Source organism: Haloplanus ruber, assembly GCF_024494725.1.
Classification (GTDB): Archaea; Halobacteriota; Halobacteria; order Halobacteriales; family Haloferacaceae; genus Haloplanus; species Haloplanus ruber.
On the sequence record NZ_JANHDK010000001.1, the window covers coordinates 379,903 to 397,690 of the forward strand.

16 protein-coding genes are annotated in these 17,788 nt (G+C 66.8%); 10 read left to right on the plus strand and 6 right to left on the minus strand.

The genetic code is table 11. From position 1 onward, the window contains the following. Window positions 1–18: 18 nt before the first annotated feature. The 6 genes from NO878_RS02055 to NO878_RS02080 all read right to left on the minus strand — a co-directional run bounded on the left by NO878_RS02055 (window position 19) and on the right by NO878_RS02080 (window position 8,034). A complete protein-coding gene (locus NO878_RS02055; protein WP_379823778.1) occupies window positions 19–2,706 on the minus strand; it encodes an alkaline phosphatase PhoX in 2,688 nt (895 codons plus the stop codon). A gap of 242 nt (window positions 2,707–2,948) precedes the next feature. Continuing rightward, window positions 2,949–4,286, minus strand: coding sequence for a Trk system potassium transporter TrkA (gene trkA / locus NO878_RS02060; protein WP_256404300.1), 1,338 nt, complete (start codon window positions 4,284–4,286; stop codon window positions 2,949–2,951). A gap of 64 nt (window positions 4,287–4,350) precedes the next feature. Beyond that, on the minus strand, window positions 4,351–4,893 hold the full coding sequence (locus tag NO878_RS02065; RefSeq protein ID WP_256404301.1) for a type II toxin-antitoxin system RatA family toxin: 543 nt from the start codon (window positions 4,891–4,893) through the stop codon (window positions 4,351–4,353). 122 nt (window positions 4,894–5,015) lie between these two features. Then, complete coding sequence (locus tag NO878_RS02070) at window positions 5,016–6,512, minus strand: tripartite tricarboxylate transporter permease (RefSeq protein ID WP_256404302.1); 1,497 nt, start codon at window positions 6,510–6,512, stop codon at window positions 5,016–5,018. 27 nt (window positions 6,513–6,539) lie between these two features. Beyond that, the gene (locus NO878_RS02075) at window positions 6,540–7,022 is read right to left on the minus strand and encodes a tripartite tricarboxylate transporter TctB family protein (RefSeq protein ID WP_256404303.1); all 483 of its coding nucleotides are present in this window, start codon (window positions 7,020–7,022) and stop codon (window positions 6,540–6,542) included. A 10-nt stretch (window positions 7,023–7,032) separates the two neighbouring features. Then, a complete protein-coding gene (locus tag NO878_RS02080; protein WP_256404304.1) occupies window positions 7,033–8,034 on the minus strand; it encodes a tripartite tricarboxylate transporter substrate binding protein in 1,002 nt (333 codons plus the stop codon). 252 nt (window positions 8,035–8,286) lie between these two features. Here NO878_RS02080 and coaBC point away from each other — a divergent pair, with 252 nt between their 5' ends. The 10 genes from coaBC (at window position 8,287) to NO878_RS02130 (ending at window position 17,701) form a co-directional block, all read left to right on the plus strand. Continuing rightward, window positions 8,287–9,459, plus strand: a complete 1,173-nt coding sequence (gene coaBC, locus NO878_RS02085; RefSeq protein ID WP_256404305.1) for a bifunctional phosphopantothenoylcysteine decarboxylase/phosphopantothenate--cysteine ligase CoaBC — start codon at window positions 8,287–8,289, stop codon at window positions 9,457–9,459. Between the two features lie 120 nt (window positions 9,460–9,579). Beyond that, window positions 9,580–10,653, plus strand: a complete 1,074-nt coding sequence (locus NO878_RS02090) for a monovalent cation/H+ antiporter subunit E (protein WP_256404306.1) — start codon at window positions 9,580–9,582, stop codon at window positions 10,651–10,653. Then, the gene (locus NO878_RS02095) at window positions 10,650–10,973 is read left to right on the plus strand and encodes a cation:proton antiporter (RefSeq protein ID WP_379823783.1); all 324 of its coding nucleotides are present in this window, start codon (window positions 10,650–10,652) and stop codon (window positions 10,971–10,973) included. Before NO878_RS02090 ends, NO878_RS02095 begins: the two co-directional genes overlap by 4 nt. Further along, window positions 10,970–11,302: a monovalent cation/H(+) antiporter subunit G gene (gene mnhG, locus NO878_RS02100; RefSeq protein ID WP_256404307.1), complete on the plus strand. Its 333-nt coding sequence runs from the start codon at window positions 10,970–10,972 to the stop codon at window positions 11,300–11,302. Before NO878_RS02095 ends, mnhG begins: the two co-directional genes overlap by 4 nt. Further along, the gene (locus NO878_RS02105; protein WP_256404308.1) at window positions 11,299–11,835 is read left to right on the plus strand and encodes a DUF4040 domain-containing protein; all 537 of its coding nucleotides are present in this window, start codon (window positions 11,299–11,301) and stop codon (window positions 11,833–11,835) included. Before mnhG ends, NO878_RS02105 begins: the two co-directional genes overlap by 4 nt. Continuing rightward, a complete protein-coding gene (locus tag NO878_RS02110; RefSeq protein ID WP_256404309.1) occupies window positions 11,832–12,422 on the plus strand; it encodes an MnhB domain-containing protein in 591 nt (196 codons plus the stop codon). The genes NO878_RS02105 and NO878_RS02110 overlap by 4 nt, the downstream gene beginning before the upstream one ends. Next, entirely contained in the window at window positions 12,423–12,788 is a 366-nt protein-coding gene (locus NO878_RS02115; RefSeq protein WP_256404310.1) for a cation:proton antiporter subunit C, read from the plus strand. Then, window positions 12,781–14,307: a proton-conducting transporter transmembrane domain-containing protein gene (locus NO878_RS02120; protein ID WP_256404311.1), complete on the plus strand. Its 1,527-nt coding sequence runs from the start codon at window positions 12,781–12,783 to the stop codon at window positions 14,305–14,307. The genes NO878_RS02115 and NO878_RS02120 overlap by 8 nt, the downstream gene beginning before the upstream one ends. Further along, window positions 14,304–15,953, plus strand: a complete 1,650-nt coding sequence (locus tag NO878_RS02125; RefSeq protein WP_256404312.1) for a proton-conducting transporter transmembrane domain-containing protein — start codon at window positions 14,304–14,306, stop codon at window positions 15,951–15,953. The genes NO878_RS02120 and NO878_RS02125 overlap by 4 nt, the downstream gene beginning before the upstream one ends. Continuing rightward, the gene (locus tag NO878_RS02130; protein WP_256404313.1) at window positions 15,953–17,701 is read left to right on the plus strand and encodes a Na(+)/H(+) antiporter subunit D; all 1,749 of its coding nucleotides are present in this window, start codon (window positions 15,953–15,955) and stop codon (window positions 17,699–17,701) included. Before NO878_RS02125 ends, NO878_RS02130 begins: the two co-directional genes overlap by 1 nt. Window positions 17,702–17,788 lie beyond the last annotated feature (87 nt).

The window sequence follows — 17,788 nt, forward strand, 5'->3', positions numbered from 1 at the left end:
CGCCCGAGCGACGGGCCGTCAGTTGATATCTTCGTAGAGGGAGACGATGTCGTCGAAGTCCAGCCGGCCGTTCTCGTTGAAGTCGTAGGCGGACTTGTTCATCGTGACGCTGTCGGCGTCGAAGTTATCGAACAGGATCTGGATATCCTCGTAGTCCAGCCGTCCGTTGCCGTTGAGGTCCTCGAAGAAGCCGTCGCCGTCGACGTCGGTCGGGGCGCTCCCGCCGGCGACCGTCGGCGGGCCAGTGACGAGGACGCCACGCCGGGTCTGGGCGTCGATAGCGTTCCCGCTCTCGTCGTCCATCTGGGTGACTTCGAGTTCGAGGTCGGTAGTGCCGGTGTCGACGCCGCGGAGCGTCAGCGTGGCGACGGGGATATTGCGGCCGCCGGCCTCGACGTTGCCGTCGACGTCGGCGAACCGAAGCGTCGCCGAGGTGCCGTCCGAGCCTACCGTGCTTTCGGTGAGACCGAGTTCCTCGGGGAACTCGACGCCGGTGATGGTCGCCACCTCGGGGTTCGTCACCGAGACGGTGACCTCGGCGCCGGAGAAGCCGGTCGGGAGCGATGAGGCCGTCAGTTCGGCCGCGCCGGTTGCGCCGTAGCCGACAGCGATAGAGTCGACGTCGAGCGAGACGTTCGGCTGGAAGACATAGAGTCCGTCGTTGGGGTACGAGCGGGCGGGACCGCCGAAGCCGTCCTCACAGCAGAGGACACGGCCGTCACGCATCGCGTAGACGTTGTCGATGTTGCGAAGTCCGTCGTCGGCGTCCTGGGGGCTGTCGGTGAAGTCGGGACCGGTGATGACCGGTTCGAGCGTCGAGACGTTGTAGTTGGGCTCGAGTTCCGCGCGGAAGACCACGCCGCCGTCGACGCGGTCCATCCGGATGTCGCCCGTCTCGTCGGCGAGGTCGTCGTTGAACTCGGAGATGCCGAAGTACACGAAGTCGCCGGGCTGGGAGTCGTCGACGCTGTCGACGCCCTCGGCCTTGTTGAACTCGATGGACGCACCGATCTCCTTTGCGGCCGCGCGCATCTCGAGGAACGGCACCTTGCGAAGCTCTTCGTCGACGCCGTCGGGACCCGCCTCCTCGTACTGGGCGGCCCACTCGACGATTTCCTCGTTCGAGATGTAGTTCTGGTTGCCGTTCTCGATGACTTCGAGGTCGGCCTCCCGGATGGCCTGGTTGTAACTGACGTCCAGGCCGAGTTCGTCCTCGCTGTACTCGGTGTGGGTCGTGAGGTAGTCCGTCTGCGTCACGTCGTCGTACTCGGCGATCCACTCCTTGACCTCGCCGTTCGTGGCGTGACCCAGTTCGATCCACTCGACTTCGAGGTTCGTGTTGGCCGGGGAGTTGCGCTGGCCGGCTTCTTCGGCGTTCGCGGCGTCGTTCGTGATCTTCGGGGCGTAGATCGTGCCCGCGATGTTGTCCGTGTTCTCGTAGCTCGGGATCGGCTCGTCGGCGACGAACTTGTAGATCCCCTTGCTGTCGCCGTCGGAGCAGCCGTAGAGGGTCTTGTTGTCGCCCTGGAAGTCGGGGGCCTCCCAGGAGGCGCGGCCCGCAACCCAGTATTTCATCGGCTCCGGCTCCTCGGCGGTCGGCTCGCGGACGTCAACGTGGTAGCCGTAGCGGTAGGGGTTCGGATAGACGTCGTCGATGGGCGTCACGACGCTCTCGCCGGGCTCTTCGTCGCCGTCGGGTACCTCGGCGCCCAGATAGTACGCGAGGAACTCGACGCCGGTAAGCGCCCAGTAGCCCTGCGGTCCCCAGGCTTCGTCCAGGTCGCCCTCCTCGGCGTAGGTGCCGATGGCGCCGGCGATTTCCGACGGATTCGGCCGGTTCCAGAACTGACAGCCGCCGAGCAGCCCCTCACCGCTACCGGCCTCGACGACGTCGCCGACCGTGTTGGTCAGCGAGACGCGGGGATGCGCGTAGTTCTCCTCGGAGGAGATGGGCGTCTCCCACGGGCTGAGGTCGCCGTAGCAGTTGATACGGGTGCCGCCGAGTTCGCGAAGCCCGTCGGTGTTCGGGATGTTCATCGCGTCCTCGGGATCGGCGCTCCACTCGCCGTTCTCGTCCTGGCTGATGTAGACTCGCGAGAGACCACCGGGGCTGTTCTCCCAGTTGGTGTACAGGTAGCCCTCGGTCCCCTCGTCGTCCGTCGGGACGAACTGATTGCAGTCCGGGTTCGTCGCCGCGCCCCCGTACTGCGTGCCCGCGAAGTTGTCCTGCGTGATGTCGGTACCGTCCGGCGTCTGGGCGACGCCGAGGCGTTCTGCGCCGCCGTTGATCGGCTCTCGACCCTGGATCAGAATCTCGTAGTCGCCCACCTCGGATCGAACTTCGCGCTGTTTCGCCTCGGTGTCGGGAATCCCGACCTCGGAGAAGTCGTCGTTGTTTCCGTCGAACTCGAAGTTGAAGCCGCTGAAGTATCCGACCGCCGCCCGGTCGAAGGGCTCGGTGTTGGCTTCCTCCGGGTGCTGGAGGCTGTACAGCAGGGAGCCGTCTTCGAAGACGAACGGTCCCGTCACCTCGGCGCCGAACGCCGTCGTCGAGAGGCGCTTGAGACTCCCCTTGACGCTCGGCGCCCCCGGCGTGTCACCCTCCGAAATCTCCGATTCGCTCGCGCTTGCGACCCCTGAGACGCTCGCGCCGAGCGCGGCAGCTGTTGACGTTGCCATCAATCGTCGTCGAGTCAAATCGACCATGCGGGTGAACCCGGGGAGAGGTGCACAAAAGCGTTTTATATGATCCCTACGTCGTGGTGTGATCCGTCCACCCAGTCGGGTATGGGGATATATCTCATCGGACCACTTCTAACGGGGCGACCCGACCCGGGCGATCAAGCCGTTACCGGCGGCTACGACGGGTCGAGTAATAAGTGTACGCCGAAGATTTTCAGCTGTGATATTCGGCCGCCAGGTGACGGCCGTTGACGGCGCCCCGGCCGTCACAGCCTCGGGGTCACGTCGTCCGCGACGCAGGCATCGAGGAAGACGACGACGTGATCCCCCGACTGGATCACCGTGTCCCCGCGCGGGGTGATCAGACTCGCGTTCCGGGTGATGGCGCCGATGACGACGCCGTCGGGGAGGTCGGCGACGGACTCGTGGATCGGCCGGCCCGCGAGGACGCTCGCCTCGTCTACCTCGACTTCGAGCACTTCGGCTCGGTCGCTCTCGATAATGGCGACGTTCTCGGCGCCGCCGTCACGGGTGAATCGGGTAATCTCCTCGGCCACCACCTCTCGGGGGTTGATCCCGACGTCGACGCCGACAGTCTCGAACAGTTCGACGTACGCCGCGGTATCGATGACGGCCACGGTTCGCTCGACGCCGAGACGGCGCGCCAGCAGCGACATCAAGAGATTCTTCTCGTCGGAGTCGAGTGCCGCGACCACGAAGTCGGCATCGCCGACGTGTTCGCGCTCCAGGAAGTCGACGTCCGTGGCGTCGCTTTGCATCACCACGGCGTTCGGGAGGTCCTCCGCGAGTTGCCGGGCACGCTCCGGGTCCCGTTCGATCAGCCGTGGCTTGAACCCGCGCTCGCCGAGCAGTCGGGCGACGTGATAGCCAATCTCGCTCCCGCCGATGATGACGACTTCCTCGGCCGTGCCAGGGCGTTCGTCCGGGGCGATGGTCGTCGCGAACCCCCGAACCGACTCGGGACTCCCGATCACGACCACGCGGTCGCCTTCTCCGAGGATCGTATCTCCGTGGGCGATTTCCACGTCGTCGTCCCGAAGAACGGCGGCGAAGGTGAGGCTCTCGAAGCGGTCGGCCTCGGCGATGGACTGATCGGTCACCGGGCTTCCCGTCGGAATCTCGAACTCCGCCATCTGCACGTGGCCGTCCGCGAAGGAGTCCACGTCGCGGGCGGCGGGAATGCCGACCACTCGAACGATGGATTCCGCCGCGAGCAGGTTCGTACAGACCATAAAGTCGATGCCGAAGGCCCGCTGTGATCGCTCCCACGTCCGCAGATACTCCGTGTTCTTGACGCGAGCGATGGTGAACGAGTCGCTCACCGCACGCACCGTCGAGCAGATGACGATGTTCGTCTCGTCGTCGTCGGTGCTGGCGATGACCATGTCGGCCTCCTCGATGTCGGCTTCTTCTAGCGTCGATAGGGAGGTGCCGTCCCCCTGAACCGTCAACACGTCGAGCGAGTAGGCCAGATCCTCGGTCCGGTCACCGTCGCGGTCCACGACGACGATGTCGTGTGAGTCTGCGAGGTCGGCCGCGATGCTCGATCCGACCTGGCCCGCGCCGACGACGATTATGTGCACGCTTCGACGCTCCCGAGTGACATACCGTCACCTCCTCACGCCCGTGGTTTCACCATTTCGCTTCTCACGTCACCCCTCCCGGTGTCTCGTGAACGACGAGGTCGACCTCGCGCCGTCGCCCCTCGACGTCGGCGACGATCCGTTCGACCACCTGTTCGGCCTCCTCGACGAGTATCGGCTTCACCTTCTCGACGACCCAGTCGAAGGAGACGAACCGTGGCAGATCTAGGATTCCTCCGCCGACGGAGTGGGGATCGAACTCGACTTCGAGGTGGACGCGACACGCCGGACCCGACGCGGCCGGCACCGCTGCGGGAACCGTATCGAGCGGGTCGACCCGCCATCGCCCTCGGGCGTCGAGGTCCTCGATCACCCGCCAATCCAACTGCGTCGGTGGGTCGGCCTCGGTCACCTCGGTGTGGGCGGTATAAGCGAGCTTCCACCACGCGAACCGGAGCCGATACCGGGTACCCGGTGATCCATCGCCGTCGGCCCGCACGTCGGTCAGGTACTCGGAGTACCTAGCATATCGCGGGAAGTCCACGAGAAAGTCGAACACCTCCTCGGCTGGCAGGCAGACGACCGTACTGACGTGGATACGGTCCACGTAGGTCCCTAGAACGCTAGCGTCCTAATACTGCCGGCTCCCTCAGTCAGCGACGCCCACCACCGTGGGTGGCATCCCGCGAGTCTCCCCCGGCCGGGTGACCGCCGGCCGGACCGACTCGATCAGGCACGCCCCTCGGCGGTTCGGCGCTCGCGGACGCGCTGGACGATGGGGTAGGCAAGCGAGATGAGGCTCAACCCGAGGATCACCATCGCGAGCGGGCTGTCGGTGAAGATGCTCACCTCGCCGCCCGATAGCTGTAGCGACCGGCGCAGGTTCACCTCCGCGATGGGGCCGAGTATCAGCCCGAGTACCATCGGAGCGAGGGGGTAATCCTCGACGCGCATGACGTAGCCGAGCATCCCGGCTCCGATGGCAGTCCAGATATCCAGGGGATTCCCTCTGAGTGCGTACGCACCGACGAGCGAGAGCACGAGGATGACTGGCCAGAGGTATTTCGACGGGAAGTCGACGATCCGTGCCCAGAACCGTGCCCCCAACAGGCCAACGATCAGGATGACGATGTACACTAGGAAGAAGCCGACGAAAATCGAATAGACGAGTTCGGGCTCCTCCTGGAACAGCCCCGGTCCGGGGCGAATGCCGTGGACCATCAGCGCCCCGATGAGAATCGCCGTGACGGAGTCACCGGGGATGCCGAGCGTGAGCGTCGGGATCAACGCACCGCCGGTCGAGGAGTTGTTCCCTGATTCGGCGGCCGCGACACCCCTGGTGTCTCCCTCTCCGAACGTGTTGTCCTTGATCCACCGCTTGGACTCGTTGTACGTGACGAACGAGGCAATGTCGCCGCCGGCGCCCGGAATCGCGCCGACGATAGTGCCGACGACGCTCGACGCCACCGCGACCGGGAGGATGCGTTCGAGCACCGCCCACCCGGGCAGGATATCCGAAATCTCCTGACTGGCACCGTCGTCGGCGAGTCCCGACTGGTACCGATACAGCCCTTCGGCGATTCCGAACAGGCCGATCATCACGGCGATAAACTGGATGCCGGACGTGAGCACTTCGTAGCCGAAGGTGAACCGTGGCGCGGCCATCACCGGATCGAGGCCGACCGTCGCCAGGAACATCCCGAGCAACCCCGAAATGAGGCCCTTGATCAGTGAGTCGCCGCTCACGCTGGCGATGATCGACAACCCGAAGACCGCCAGCGCGAAGTATTCCGGCGAGGCGAAATTCAGGGCGAACGCGGCGATCTGCGGGGCGACGAACATCAGCAGCAGGACGCTGATGGCGCCGCCGACGAACGACGCGACCGTCGCGACGGAGATGGCCTGCCCCGCTTTCCCCTGTTCGGCCAGCGGGAAGCCGTCGAACACGGTGGCCGCGGCACTGGGCGTCCCGGGCGTTCGGATGAGAATCGCCGGAATCGACCCGGCGTACAGCGCGCCCCCGTAGATACCCAAGAGGAGCATCATTCCGGGGATCGGGTCCATGCTGAAGGTAAACGAGACCAACACGGCCACCGTCATCGTCGCCGTCATCCCGGGAAGTGACCCCCTGAAGATTCCGATGAGCACGCCCATGACCAACAGGAGCAGCGTCACCGGCTCTGCCACGGCGCCGACCGCGCCCCACACGCTTCCACTAGCTACCATCGTCGAGGATACCTTGCGTTGTAACCATCAAAACAGAGTTACCAGATCGCCGAGTCCGAGTGGCCCCTCCGGGAGGGGAACGCGGAGGAAGCCCACGAACACGTTCTGAAGGACGATACTGATGCCAATCGCGAGCGTCGGACCCACCCTGGGGTCACGCACGCCCGAGTAGAACATAACCACGGCGAGAAAGCCGACGGTCGTGAGCAGAAACCCCATCACGGGCAGGAGACCCGCGTAGCCGACGAGGAACGCGGCGGGGACGATGAACCGAACGACATCGTCACGGGTGACGGACCGTTCAGCGGTCCCCTCCAAGAGCACGGCGTTGACGAACTGAAGCGCCGCGAGTCCGGCGATGGTTCCGACGATAAACCGCGGAAACAGCGCCGGTCCCGGGGTTCCGGCGACGCCGCTCGGAAAGCTCTCGCTGACGAGATAGACACCCGCAGCGAAGGCTACGAGCAGCACCGAGGCAACCTCGTCGGTTCGCGTGATCCGGATCGGCATGACGACTGGACTACGCCTCGAGATCCAAGTTCGAGATGAGGTTCTCGAATTCGCCGTACTGTTGATTCATGAACTGGTCGAACTCGTCGGGACTGCGGTACACGAGTCCGAACCCGTTGTTGCTCATGAACTCCTGGAAGGCGTCCGACTCGTACACCGACTGGTAGGTCTCGTGGAGCGCGGCGACCGCGTCGTCGGGCGTGTCGGCCGGCACTCCCAGCCCCCGCCAGGCGCCGACGATGATGTCGTAGCCCGCGTCCTGGAACGTGGGGGTGTCCGGGAAGATGTTGACCGGTTCCTCACCCATGACGCCGAGTACCTTGAGGGGGCCGTCCTCGACCTGGGGGGCAACCTCCGCGGCGCTGGCGGTCGTCGCGTCGACCTCACCGTTTACCACGGCCGTCGTCGCCGGCGCGCCGCCGTCGTAGCCGATGTGGTTGACCTGGTCCGAGATTCCCGCCGCCTGCGCGAATCGAGCGGCCGAGAGGTGCCAGATGGCGCCGATGCCGGAGTTGGAGATCTGGACCCGCTCGTCGCTGTCTTGGACGTGCTCTACGAACCCCTCGATGGTGTCGTAGGGTTCGTCCTCGTGAACGGTCAGTGACGCAGGATCGAAGTTGTACTGCATGACCGCTTTGAAGCTGTCCGGCGAGATGTCGGAGATGTCGAGGTGTGAGATCGTACACACTTCGACGGTCAGGACGCCGACCGTCGAGCCGTCCGGCTCGGCGTTGGCGGCCCGCCGGAAGCCTGCACTCCCGCTTCCCCCCGTGACGTTGCTCACGAAGAAAGACGAGTCGGACTGTTCTTCGGCCAACGACGCCAACTGCCGGGCGGTCCGGTCGGTGCCGCCGCCGGACGCCCAGGGGCAGATCATCTCGACTTCGCTGGCGAGGCCGCCACTGTCTCCCGATCCGCTGGTCGCGGTCCCGTCCGTGTCCGTCGCTGTCGCTTCGTCGTCGCTACCGCTCGTCTCCGTCGTCGATTCTCCGTCTCCGCCATCGCCGCCCATACACCCTGCGAGGCCGACAATAGCCGCCGAGCCACCGATACCTTTGAGAAACCGCCGTCTCCGAGTCGCTGTTTCGTGTGTCACAGTAACCCGGCGGTTCGTAATCTTCCGTTATAATGTTTGTTTTCGAGCCTGCGCTACGACACTCAAGACGGTGGGCAAAGCGAACGTCGAGACTCGGAAGCCGGCCGTCGCCGGCGGCCAGTGATCCACGGCCGACGCTTAATACCCTCGCCACGAAAGTGCGGACGAATGCTCGAGGGGACCAACGTCGCGCTCGGGGTGACGGGAAGCATCGCGGCGGTAAAGACGGTCGAACTCGCCCACGAACTCCGCCGCCACGGCGCGAGCGTCAGGGCCGTGACGAGCGACGCCGCCCGCGGGATTATCCACCCCTGGGCGATCCAGTTCGCCACCGACGCGCCGCCGGTGACGGAACTGACCGGTGCGGTCGAACACGTCGAACTCTGCGGACGCGAGGGGTGGGCCGACGTCCTGTTGATCGCCCCGGCCACCGCTGACACCGTCGGGAAGGTGGCTGCGGCAGTCGACGACACACCCGTGACGACGTGTGCGACGACGGCCCTCGGCGCGGGGCTACCGGTCGTCGTCGCGCCCGCTATGCACGAACCGATGTACGACCACCCGGGGGTGCTCGACGCCATCGACCGCGTCGCGTCGTGGGGCGTCGACTTCGTCGACCCCCGGATCGAGGAGGGGAAGGCAAAAATCGCGAGTGAGGACGCCATCGTCACCGCCGTCGCGCGGGCGACGACGCCCGATCCGCTCGCGGGCCGACACGTCGTCGTCACGAGCGGGGCGACCACGGAGTCGGTCGATCCAGTCCGGACGCTCTCGAACCGCGCTTCCGGGCGCACCGGGCGAGCGGTCGCCCGCGCCTGTCACGTCAGCGGTGCCGACGTGACGCTCGTCCACGACGGTCCCGATGTCCCCTACGCCGACGTGCGCGCCGTCGAGAGCGCGGCGTCGATGATCGACGCCGTCGCCGCGGCGGTGGCGGGCGACGGCGACGGTAAGCCGGCCGACGCCCTCGTCTCGGCTGCCGCCATCTCCGATTTCACGGTCGCGCGCGCGGCGGACAAGATCCGCTCGGGCGAGGCCATCACCCTCGAACTGGAGCCGACGCCGAAACTCCTCGATACGGTGCGTGCAGACCACCCCGACCTTCCGATGGTAGGGTTCAAAGCCGAAACCAGCGGCGACGACGCGGCGATGATCGAGCGCGCGCGCACCCTCCGCGACCGGGTCGATCTGGCCTTCGTCGTCGCCAACGACGCGTCGGTGATGGGCGACGACGACACACGAGTGCTGGTGGTCGACGGGGACGAGGTGGACCGGTTCAGGGGGTCGAAAACCGGGCTAGGGCGCCGGATCGCCGACCGCCTCGCTACAGTCATCGACTGACGGCGGCACTGTGACGTTCGGCGGCCGTATAGCAATAGTTATGAAACCGGAAGCGAAGGCTAACCATGATACGAATGCACGGGAGAGCCACCGCTCGGGTCGCCGGAGGTCGACCCCCAGATGGCGGCTGAGGGCGAACAAGACGTGCTCGTCCCGGTTGGTGAGTCCGAGACACTGCGGCGGTCAGTGACGTACGCGGTCGAACGCGCCCACGAGTCCGCCACCGAGACGGGAACGCTGGTCACGGTTCACTTCGTCTTGCCGGCGCGCTGGCGCACCGTCCAGGCCGACCCCGCGGACGTCGAGGCCGCCACGTCGCTACTCGACCGGGTCCTCGCTTGGGCGCGAGAGGATATCGACGAACTCACCGCCGAGGACGCCCCCCAGACTGTCGTCTTCGAGTCGGCGACTGTCGGGACGAACGAGTACGTCTTCAGTCCCGGCGACTTCGCCGACGTGATTGCGGGGTACGCCGCGACAAACGGCGTCCGACGGATCGTCGTCGATCCGTCCTTTCGCCCCGGTGGGAGCGCCCCGATCCTGCGCTCCTTCGAGACGGAACTCGCCGACCGGGGGTTCGACGTGCTGGAGGCACCGGTCACCCGCCGGACGCGCCGGAGCCTCCCGTTTACCGACATCGGTCTCCCCGAATTTTTCGTCGTCTTCTCCGCCTCGTTTCTGTTCTATCTAGCGCTCGGCGGGTGGCACGTCACCGATCCGTACGAACTCCTTACCGGAGTCGCGACGGCTGGGGTCGTGACGGTCACACTCGCCAGCGTGGCGCTCAAAGGTGACGTGCCAAACCTGCGAGTCGTCGGCTACACGGTTGGCCGGCTGGCGGCGTACACACCGATCCTACTCTGGGAAATTGCAAAGGCAAACGTCTCTCTCGCGTACGTGGTGTTGCACCCCCGCCTCCCGATCGATCCGCGGATGGTCGAGTTCGACGCCGCGGTGTGGGGTGATCTCCCCGTCACCACACTCGCCAACTCGATTACGCTGACTCCGGGGACGGTAACCGTCGACGTGAGCCGCCGACATTTCCTCGTCCACGCGCTGATCCCCGACGCCGAGACGGACCTTCTCGGGGGAAAACTCGAACGCCTCGTTCGCTTTGTCTTCTATGGCCGCGAGTCCGCGCGCATCGCCTCGCCGCGTGAACGACTCGACGATCAGCAGGAGGGGGACTCGTGACGTCCGTCCTCCTCGCGGCCTCGGGTGGTCCCGAGGTAACCGTCTCCGAGACGTTCTCGCTGATCCTCCTCGCCGCGGCCGCGGCCTTCACGCTGTTTGCGGTCGTCCTCCTCTACCGGGTCGTCCAGGGGCCGACCACTCAGGACCGCATCGTCGCCATCAACGTCGTCGGGACGAACACCGTCATCGTCATCGCGCTGGTGAGCGTCGCCCTCGGCGAGTACGGCTACCTCGACGTGGCCCTGGTGTATGGCCTGCTCAACTTCGTCATGAGCATCGCCGTCTCGAAGATCACCGTCGAGTGGGGTGGTGTCCTGTGACGCCGATAGAGATTCTGGCGACCGTCTTCGTGGTCGTCGGCACCTTCTTCGGTTTCGTCGCCACTGTCGGGATCGTTCGCCTGCCCGGGCTTTACGCCCGCCTGCACGCGGCGTCGAAAAGCGACACGCTGGGCTCGGTCCTGTCGCTGGCCGGGATCGCCCTCGTCCTCGGGGTGACCACCGAGTCGCTGAAGCTCGTCTTCCTGCTCGTGTTCCTGTTCGTGACGAGTCCGACGGCCGCCCACGCCATCGCCCGCGCCGCCAAGGAGGAAGGGATCGAACCAATCGGCGAGGACGCCCGACTCGGCGACGAGGAGGGTGAGCCATGAGTCTCTCGGTCCCGGTCGCGGTCGTCCTCCTGTTCATGCTGGGGAGCGCGCTCGCGGCCGCCGTGATCCGCGACGTGGTCGGCAGCATCGTCGCATTCGCGGGATACAGCTTCGGTGTCGCCGTCCTCTGGGCGCTTCTCCGGGCGCCGGACGTGGCGCTCACGGAGGCGGCCGTCGGCGCCGGTATCACGACGGTCCTGTTTTTGCTCACTCTTGCCCGGACGACGGTCACCCGTTCCGACCGCTTCGAGGGGATCAGCCTCCGTTCGGGGCTGGCCGTCGTCGCCATCGTCGTCACCGTCGGCGCGACGGTGCCGGCGCTCCCGGCGGTCGGTGACCCGTCGGCGCCCATCCTCGCGGGGGACGTAAGTCAGTATTACCTCACCAACGCCTACGACCAGACCGGCGTGACGAACGTCGTCACGGCCGTACTCGTCGGCTACCGCGGGTTCGACACTCTCGGCGAGGTGGCCGTCGTCTTCGCGGCCGGCATCGCCATGTTGCTCGTCCTGCGACGGGAGGCGTTCGTATGAGCGACCGCGACTCACCCACCGATGCGACGGCCGACTCCGGCCGACCCGACGGTGCGGACGAGAGTCAGCCCGACGCCGTCGACGGCGAGGGGTCCGTCTCCCGCCCCGCCGACGAGCGTCCGCCTTACGTCGAGAGTACGATCATCATGACGACCGTCCGGGTGATCGCTCCATTCGTCCTCACCCTCGGTCTCTTCGTGATGTTCCACGGAGCGAGCTCCGCGGGCGGTGGGTTCCAGGGCGGGGTCATCGCCGCGACAACTGTCGTCATGCTCGGCTTCGCGTTTGGTATCGAACCCATCGCCTCACGCCTGCGAAACGAGCACCTCGCACTCCTCGTCCTCTCGGGGGTCGGAACCTTCCTCGTCGTCGGCTTGGGTGGGTATCTCGTCGGCGACAACTTCCTCCAGGTTTCCGAATACGAGACGCTATTCCATCATGGAAGCAAATACAGCATCGAACTCGTCGAAGTCGGCATCGGCGTCGTGGTGTCGGGTGTCATCACCAGCCTCTTTTTCCTCCTGGGGACGGGCATCGACGCCGCCGACGCCGCCGATCCCGACACTGACTCGGAGGAGGATCGGTAGATGATCGAACTCCTCACGACGAAGTACACGTACCTCGTCGTGGTGGCGCTGCTCGGTATCGGCGCGTACGTCATGATCGAGAGCGACAACTTCGTGAAGAAGATCATCGGGATGAACGTCTTTCAGACCGGCATCTTCGTGTTCTTCATCTCGTCGGCCTTCCACACGGCGGGTCGGTCGCCGGTGGTCCAGAGCGGCGGCGGTGGCGGCCCCTTCGTCTCGCCGCTCCCGCAGGTGCTCATCCTGACCGCCATCGTCGTCGGCGTGAGCCTGACTGCCGTCGCGCTCGGTCTCGTCGTCCGCATCTACGAGCGCTACGGGACGATCAACGAGCGCACGCTCGAGGAGGTGCGGGCCGATGAGTGACACCCTCCTTCCGCTCCTCGTCGCCCTCCCGTTGCTCGGGGCGGTGCTCGCCGTCGCGGCTGGCCTGGCCTCCGAACGGGCCGCGGCGGCTGTCACGACGCTCGTCCTCGCCGCACAGACGGGGCTGGCGGGCTGGCTTGGCTCCCAGGCCGTCCTCGACGGCCCGCTTTCGGTCGGCGTCGGCGGCTTCGTCGCCCCCTACGGCATCGAACTCGTCGTCGACGGCCTGTCGGCCGCGGTGCTCGTCCTCGTCGCCGTCGTCTCGCTCGCGGTTCTCGCGTTCGCCACGGAGGACGCCCCCGGCGGGACGGCCTTCTACGCCCAGTATCTCCTCCTCGTGACCGGTCTCTCGGGGATGGCCGTCACCGGCGACGTGTTCAACCTCTATGTCTTCCTCGAAATCACGGGGCTGGCGACCTACGCGCTGGTGGCGAGCGCCGGGACCGGCCGCTCGGCCGTGTCGGCGCTCAAATATCTCCTCTTCGGCACCGTGGCCGCCTCACTGTACCTGCTCGGGGTCGGCTACGCGCTGATGGCGACGGGGACGCTCAACATGGCCGACCTCGCGACGGAACTGGCGGCCGCCGGCTACGACTCACCGCTCGTGCTCGCCTCGTTCGGGTTCATCGTCGTCGGTCTCGCCACCAAGACGGCGCTGTTCCCGCTTCATACCTGGCAGCCCGACGCCTACGCCGACGCTCCGGACAGCGTGAGCGCGCTCATCGCCGCGCTCGTCTCGACGGTGGCGGCCTACGCGCTTCTTCGGCTGATCTACACCGTCTACACGCCGGCCTTCTTCGAGGCCGTCCCAGTCGCTCGCGACGCTCTGGTCGCCTTCGCGGCCGTCAGTATCGTCGTCGGGAGCGTCCTGGCAGTCACCCAATCGGAGATCAAGCGGATGCTCGCCTACTCCTCGGTGTCACAGTACGGCTTGGTGGTCGTCGGCCTCGCCATCGGCACCCCGGCGGCGGTTTTCGGCGCCGTCGTCCACCTGCTCGGCCACGCGATCATGAAGGGTGGCCTGTTCGTCGCCGCCGGCGCCGTCGCCGACCTGACCGGCGCCCGAACCGTCGACGAGTACGCCGGCCTCGCTGACCGGTTCCCCGTCCTCGGCGGGGCGAGTGCCGTCCTCATGCTCGCGATGGTCGGTGTCCCGCCGGCCGTCGGGTTCGCGGGCAAGTGGTACATCGCGCTCGGTGCCGTTCGCGCAGGCTCTTGGCCCGTCGCCGTCGTCATCTTCGCGTCGACCCTCCTGACGCTGGCGTACTTCGCGCTCCTGGTCGAACGGATGTTCGTCGCGCCGGCCTCCGAGAGCGTCCTCGCCGCGACCGACGGGGGACGTGACGGCGACGACGACACCGACGCCCTCGGCCCCTCGCCGCCGTCGGCCTCCCGCCCCAGCCGCCGGGCGCTCGCGCTCGTCGTCGGCGCCGCCGTCGTCGCCATCGTCCTCGGCGTCGTCGTCACCGACCTCGGGACCGCGCTGGAACCGACCATCGATACGCTCCTCTCGCCATGACCGACATCGCCTCACTCAGACCGGCTCTGGCCGTCGCCGTCGCGGCGGCCGCCGTAGTACCGATCCTCGTGTCCGCCCGCCGACCGAACCTCCGCGAGGGGTGGACCGTCCTCGCGGCCGTCGGATCGTTCGCCCTCGTCGCCAGCATGCTCCCTGGCGCCCTCGACGGAACGGTCTACGTGGCCGACTTCGGGCCGCTCGTCGCCGGCGTGGAGTTCTCCCTGCGGGCCGACCCGCTGGGACTGCTCTTTGCCACCGTCGCCAGCCTGCTCTGGCTAGTGACCAGTTTCTACAGCGTCGGCTACATGCGTGGCCTGGACGAGGACGATCAGACCCGTTACTTCGCGGCCTTCGCCGCGAGCGTCGCGGCCGCCCTCGGTGTCGCCTTCGCCGCCAACCTCGTCACCGTCTTTGTCTTCTATGAACTCCTGACCGTCGCGACGTACCCGCTGGTCACCCACGACGAGACGCCCGAGGCACGGGCCGCCGGTCGAAAGTATCTCGCGTACACCTTCGGCGGCGGCGTGGCCGTCCTCGCGGGGACCGTTCTGGTCGCGACGATGGCGGACACCACGGCCTTCACCGCCGGCGGCATCGGCGCGCTCGCGAACGCCGACCCCGTTCTCGCACGGGTCGCGTTCGTCCTGTTGATCGGTGGCTTCGGCGTCAAGGCGGCACTCATGCCGCTACACTCGTGGCTCCCGGACGCGATGGTGGCGCCGACCCCCGTCTCGGGGCTGCTCCATGCCGTCGCCGTCGTCAAAAGCGGCGTCTTCGGCATCGCGCGGGTCGTCCTCGACGTCTACGGTGTCGACCTCACCAGTGCGCTGGGCGTGGGTCTCCCGCTGGCTATCGTCGCCGCCGCAACGCTCCTGATCGCGAGCGTCATCGCACTTCGTCAGGACAACCTCAAGCGCAGGCTGGCGTTCTCGACGGTGAGCCAGCTCTCGTACATCGTCCTCGGTATCGCGGTCCTCCACCCGACGTCCATCGTGGGTGGGCTCATGCATATCCCCGCTCACGCCTTCATGAAACTCACCCTCTTCTTTACCGCCGGCGCCATCCACGTCGAGACCCACACCGACGACATCAGCGAGATGGCTGGCATCGGCAAGCGGATGCCACTGACGATGCTGGCCTTCGGCGTCGCCGCCGCGGGCATGGCGGGTATCCCGCTCGTCGCCGGCTTCGTCAGCAAGTGGTATCTCCTCTTGGGGAGCGTGGGCGCGGGACAGACCGTCTTCGCCGTTGCTCTCCTGCTCTCGGGCGTGCTCAACATCGCCTACTTCTGGCCTGTCTTCTACCAGGCCTTCTTCGAGAGCGCGGACGACCACGACGCTAAGCCGCTCGTCGAGTTCTCGCTCGGCGGCGAGTCGCGGTCGCTCCTCCCCGCGGAGTCGGAACCTGACCCGGGGACCGTGACCGACGGTGGGCACGAAGACGAGGACGACCACCACCACGGTGGGCCGCCCGCCGGCGGCTGGGAGCACCGCGGCTGGCGCGGCGGTGAAAGCACGTGGTTCATGCTCGGTCCCATCCTCGCGGCGATGACGGGCGCCGTCGTCCTCGGGGTGATCCCGGGGACCGCCGTCTTCCTCCGACTGGTGAAGGTCATCGTGACCGCGGCGACGGGGGTGGCGGTCTGATGGCGGCCTCACCGCTGACCGCCCTCCCGCCGGCCGTCCTCGTCCTCGCGGCGGCGCTCGTGACCGCCCTGGCGGGGCGCCGTCTCGGCCACCTCGTGGCCGGCCTCACGACCGGCCTGGTCACCGTCTGGGTGTGGGTCGCCCCTGCGGGCACACACCTCACCGGCACCCTGTTTGGCTTCGACGCCGTGTTCTTCCAGATCGACCCCTTCTCCCGGATCGTCGGTCTCGTGTTCGCGTTCATCGCCACCGCCGCCATCATCTACTCGTGGGCGACCGACGCGAGCGAGCGCCAGACCGCCTACGCGCTCACTTACGTCGGCTCCAGCCTCGGCGCCGTCTTCGCCGGCGACTGGCTGACGATGGTGGTCTGGTGGGAGCTGATGGCGGTGACGAGCACCATCCTCGTCTGGGACTACGGCGGGAAGGCCGTGCGGGCGGGCTTCCGGTACGCCGTCCTCCACGGCATCGGCGGGAGCCTCGTTCTCGGTGCCATCGCGTGGCACTACGCCGCCGTGGGATCGTTCCTCTTTTCGGCGGCCCCCGGCGGCATGGTGGGGACGATTCCACAGGTGCTCGCGGCCGTCGGTATCGGCGTCAACGTCGGCTTCATCGGCCTGCACGCGTGGCTCCCCGACACCTACCCACGCCCCCACATCGCCGCGAGCGTCTTCCTCTGTGTCTACACCACCAAAACCGGCGTCTACGCCATGTACCGCGCGTTCCCCGACGGACACCTCATGATCGCCTACATGGGTGGGGCGATGGCCGTCTTCGGCGCCGGCGCGGCGCTCCTCCAGAACGACATGCGACGCCTGCTCTCCTATCACATCCAGTCGCAGGTGGGATATATGGTCGCGGGCATCGGCATCGGCAGCGCGCTGGCACAGGCGGGGGCGTTCGGCCACGTCTTCAACCACATCCTGTATAAGAGCCTCCTGTTCATGACCGCCGGTGCCGTGCTCTATCAGACCGGCGAGGAGAATCTGAAGTACCTCGGCGGCCTCGCACGGAAGATGCCCGTCACCGCCGCGGCTTTCACGATTGCGGCCCTCTCTATCGCCGGCTTCCCCGGGTTCAACGGGTTCGTCAGCAAGGGCATCGTCATCTCCGCGAGCCACTACACGTTCGTGAAGGGGCCGCTCGTCGTCGGCGAGTTCTACACGCTCGAACTGCTGCTTCTCCTCGGCGGTGTCGGGACCTTCCTCTCCTTTATCAAGTTCGGCTACTACGCCTTCCTCCACGGACCGTACGAGGGCGACCCCGTGACGTCGGCCCCGCGGCCACAGCAGGCCGCGATGGTTCTGGTCGCGGCGCTGTGTGTGTTCTACGGCGTCTTCGACGGTGCGCTGTTCGGGCTGCTGCCGTTCGACGTGACCGACGAGGCTGTCGTCCACCACGTCTACCACACCTACACCGTTCCTCACGTGGTCGAGGGACTCGCTCTCGCCGCGGCGGGTGTCGTGGGCTTTGCGGTGCTCAAAAAGCCGCTGTCGAAGATCGGCCGGGTGCCCGACGTGGACGCGGGGTACAACCCCCTCGTCTTCTACGGAACACGAGCGCTCGTCCACGGCGTGACCGAGACGTACGCGGCCGTCGACCGGGCCGCCGTCGGTCTCGCCGACCGAGCCGCCGCCGTCCGCGCCGATCCTTCCCTCCTCTCCCGGTTCCGCGCCGACATCGGCGGGAGTATCTTCATCCTCATGCTCGTCCTCGGCGGCGTGTTAGCGTGGTTGGGCATCGTATAGGTCGTCTATTCCCCGTCCGCCCGCGGAATGTTCAGGGATACTCACACCACGCAGCCCACCCCGAAACACCCCCTTCGGGGTGTCTGT

What these genes read in the sequence shown, in the direction of transcription:
- NO878_RS02055 (WP_379823778.1), bottom strand. Translation starts at nt 2,706, where the DNA reads ATGGTCGATTTGACTCGACGACGATTGATGGCAACGTCAACAGCTGCC.
- NO878_RS02070 (WP_256404302.1), bottom strand. Translation starts at nt 6,512, where the DNA reads ATGGTAGCTAGTGGAAGCGTGTGGGGCGCGGTCGGCGCCGTGGCAGAG.
- NO878_RS02075 (WP_256404303.1), bottom strand. Translation starts at nt 7,022, where the DNA reads ATGCCGATCCGGATCACGCGAACCGACGAGGTTGCCTCGGTGCTGCTC.
- NO878_RS02080 (WP_256404304.1), bottom strand. Translation starts at nt 8,034, where the DNA reads ATGGGCGGCGATGGCGGAGACGGAGAATCGACGACGGAGACGAGCGGT.
- coaBC (WP_256404305.1), top strand. Translation starts at nt 8,287, where the DNA reads ATGCTCGAGGGGACCAACGTCGCGCTCGGGGTGACGGGAAGCATCGCG.
- NO878_RS02090 (WP_256404306.1), top strand. Translation starts at nt 9,580, where the DNA reads ATGGCGGCTGAGGGCGAACAAGACGTGCTCGTCCCGGTTGGTGAGTCC.
- NO878_RS02105 (WP_256404308.1), top strand. Translation starts at nt 11,299, where the DNA reads ATGAGTCTCTCGGTCCCGGTCGCGGTCGTCCTCCTGTTCATGCTGGGG.
- NO878_RS02110 (WP_256404309.1), top strand. Translation starts at nt 11,832, where the DNA reads ATGAGCGACCGCGACTCACCCACCGATGCGACGGCCGACTCCGGCCGA.
- NO878_RS02115 (WP_256404310.1), top strand. Translation starts at nt 12,423, where the DNA reads ATGATCGAACTCCTCACGACGAAGTACACGTACCTCGTCGTGGTGGCG.
- NO878_RS02120 (WP_256404311.1), top strand. Translation starts at nt 12,781, where the DNA reads ATGAGTGACACCCTCCTTCCGCTCCTCGTCGCCCTCCCGTTGCTCGGG.
- NO878_RS02125 (WP_256404312.1), top strand. Translation starts at nt 14,304, where the DNA reads ATGACCGACATCGCCTCACTCAGACCGGCTCTGGCCGTCGCCGTCGCG.
- NO878_RS02130 (WP_256404313.1), top strand. Translation starts at nt 15,953, where the DNA reads ATGGCGGCCTCACCGCTGACCGCCCTCCCGCCGGCCGTCCTCGTCCTC.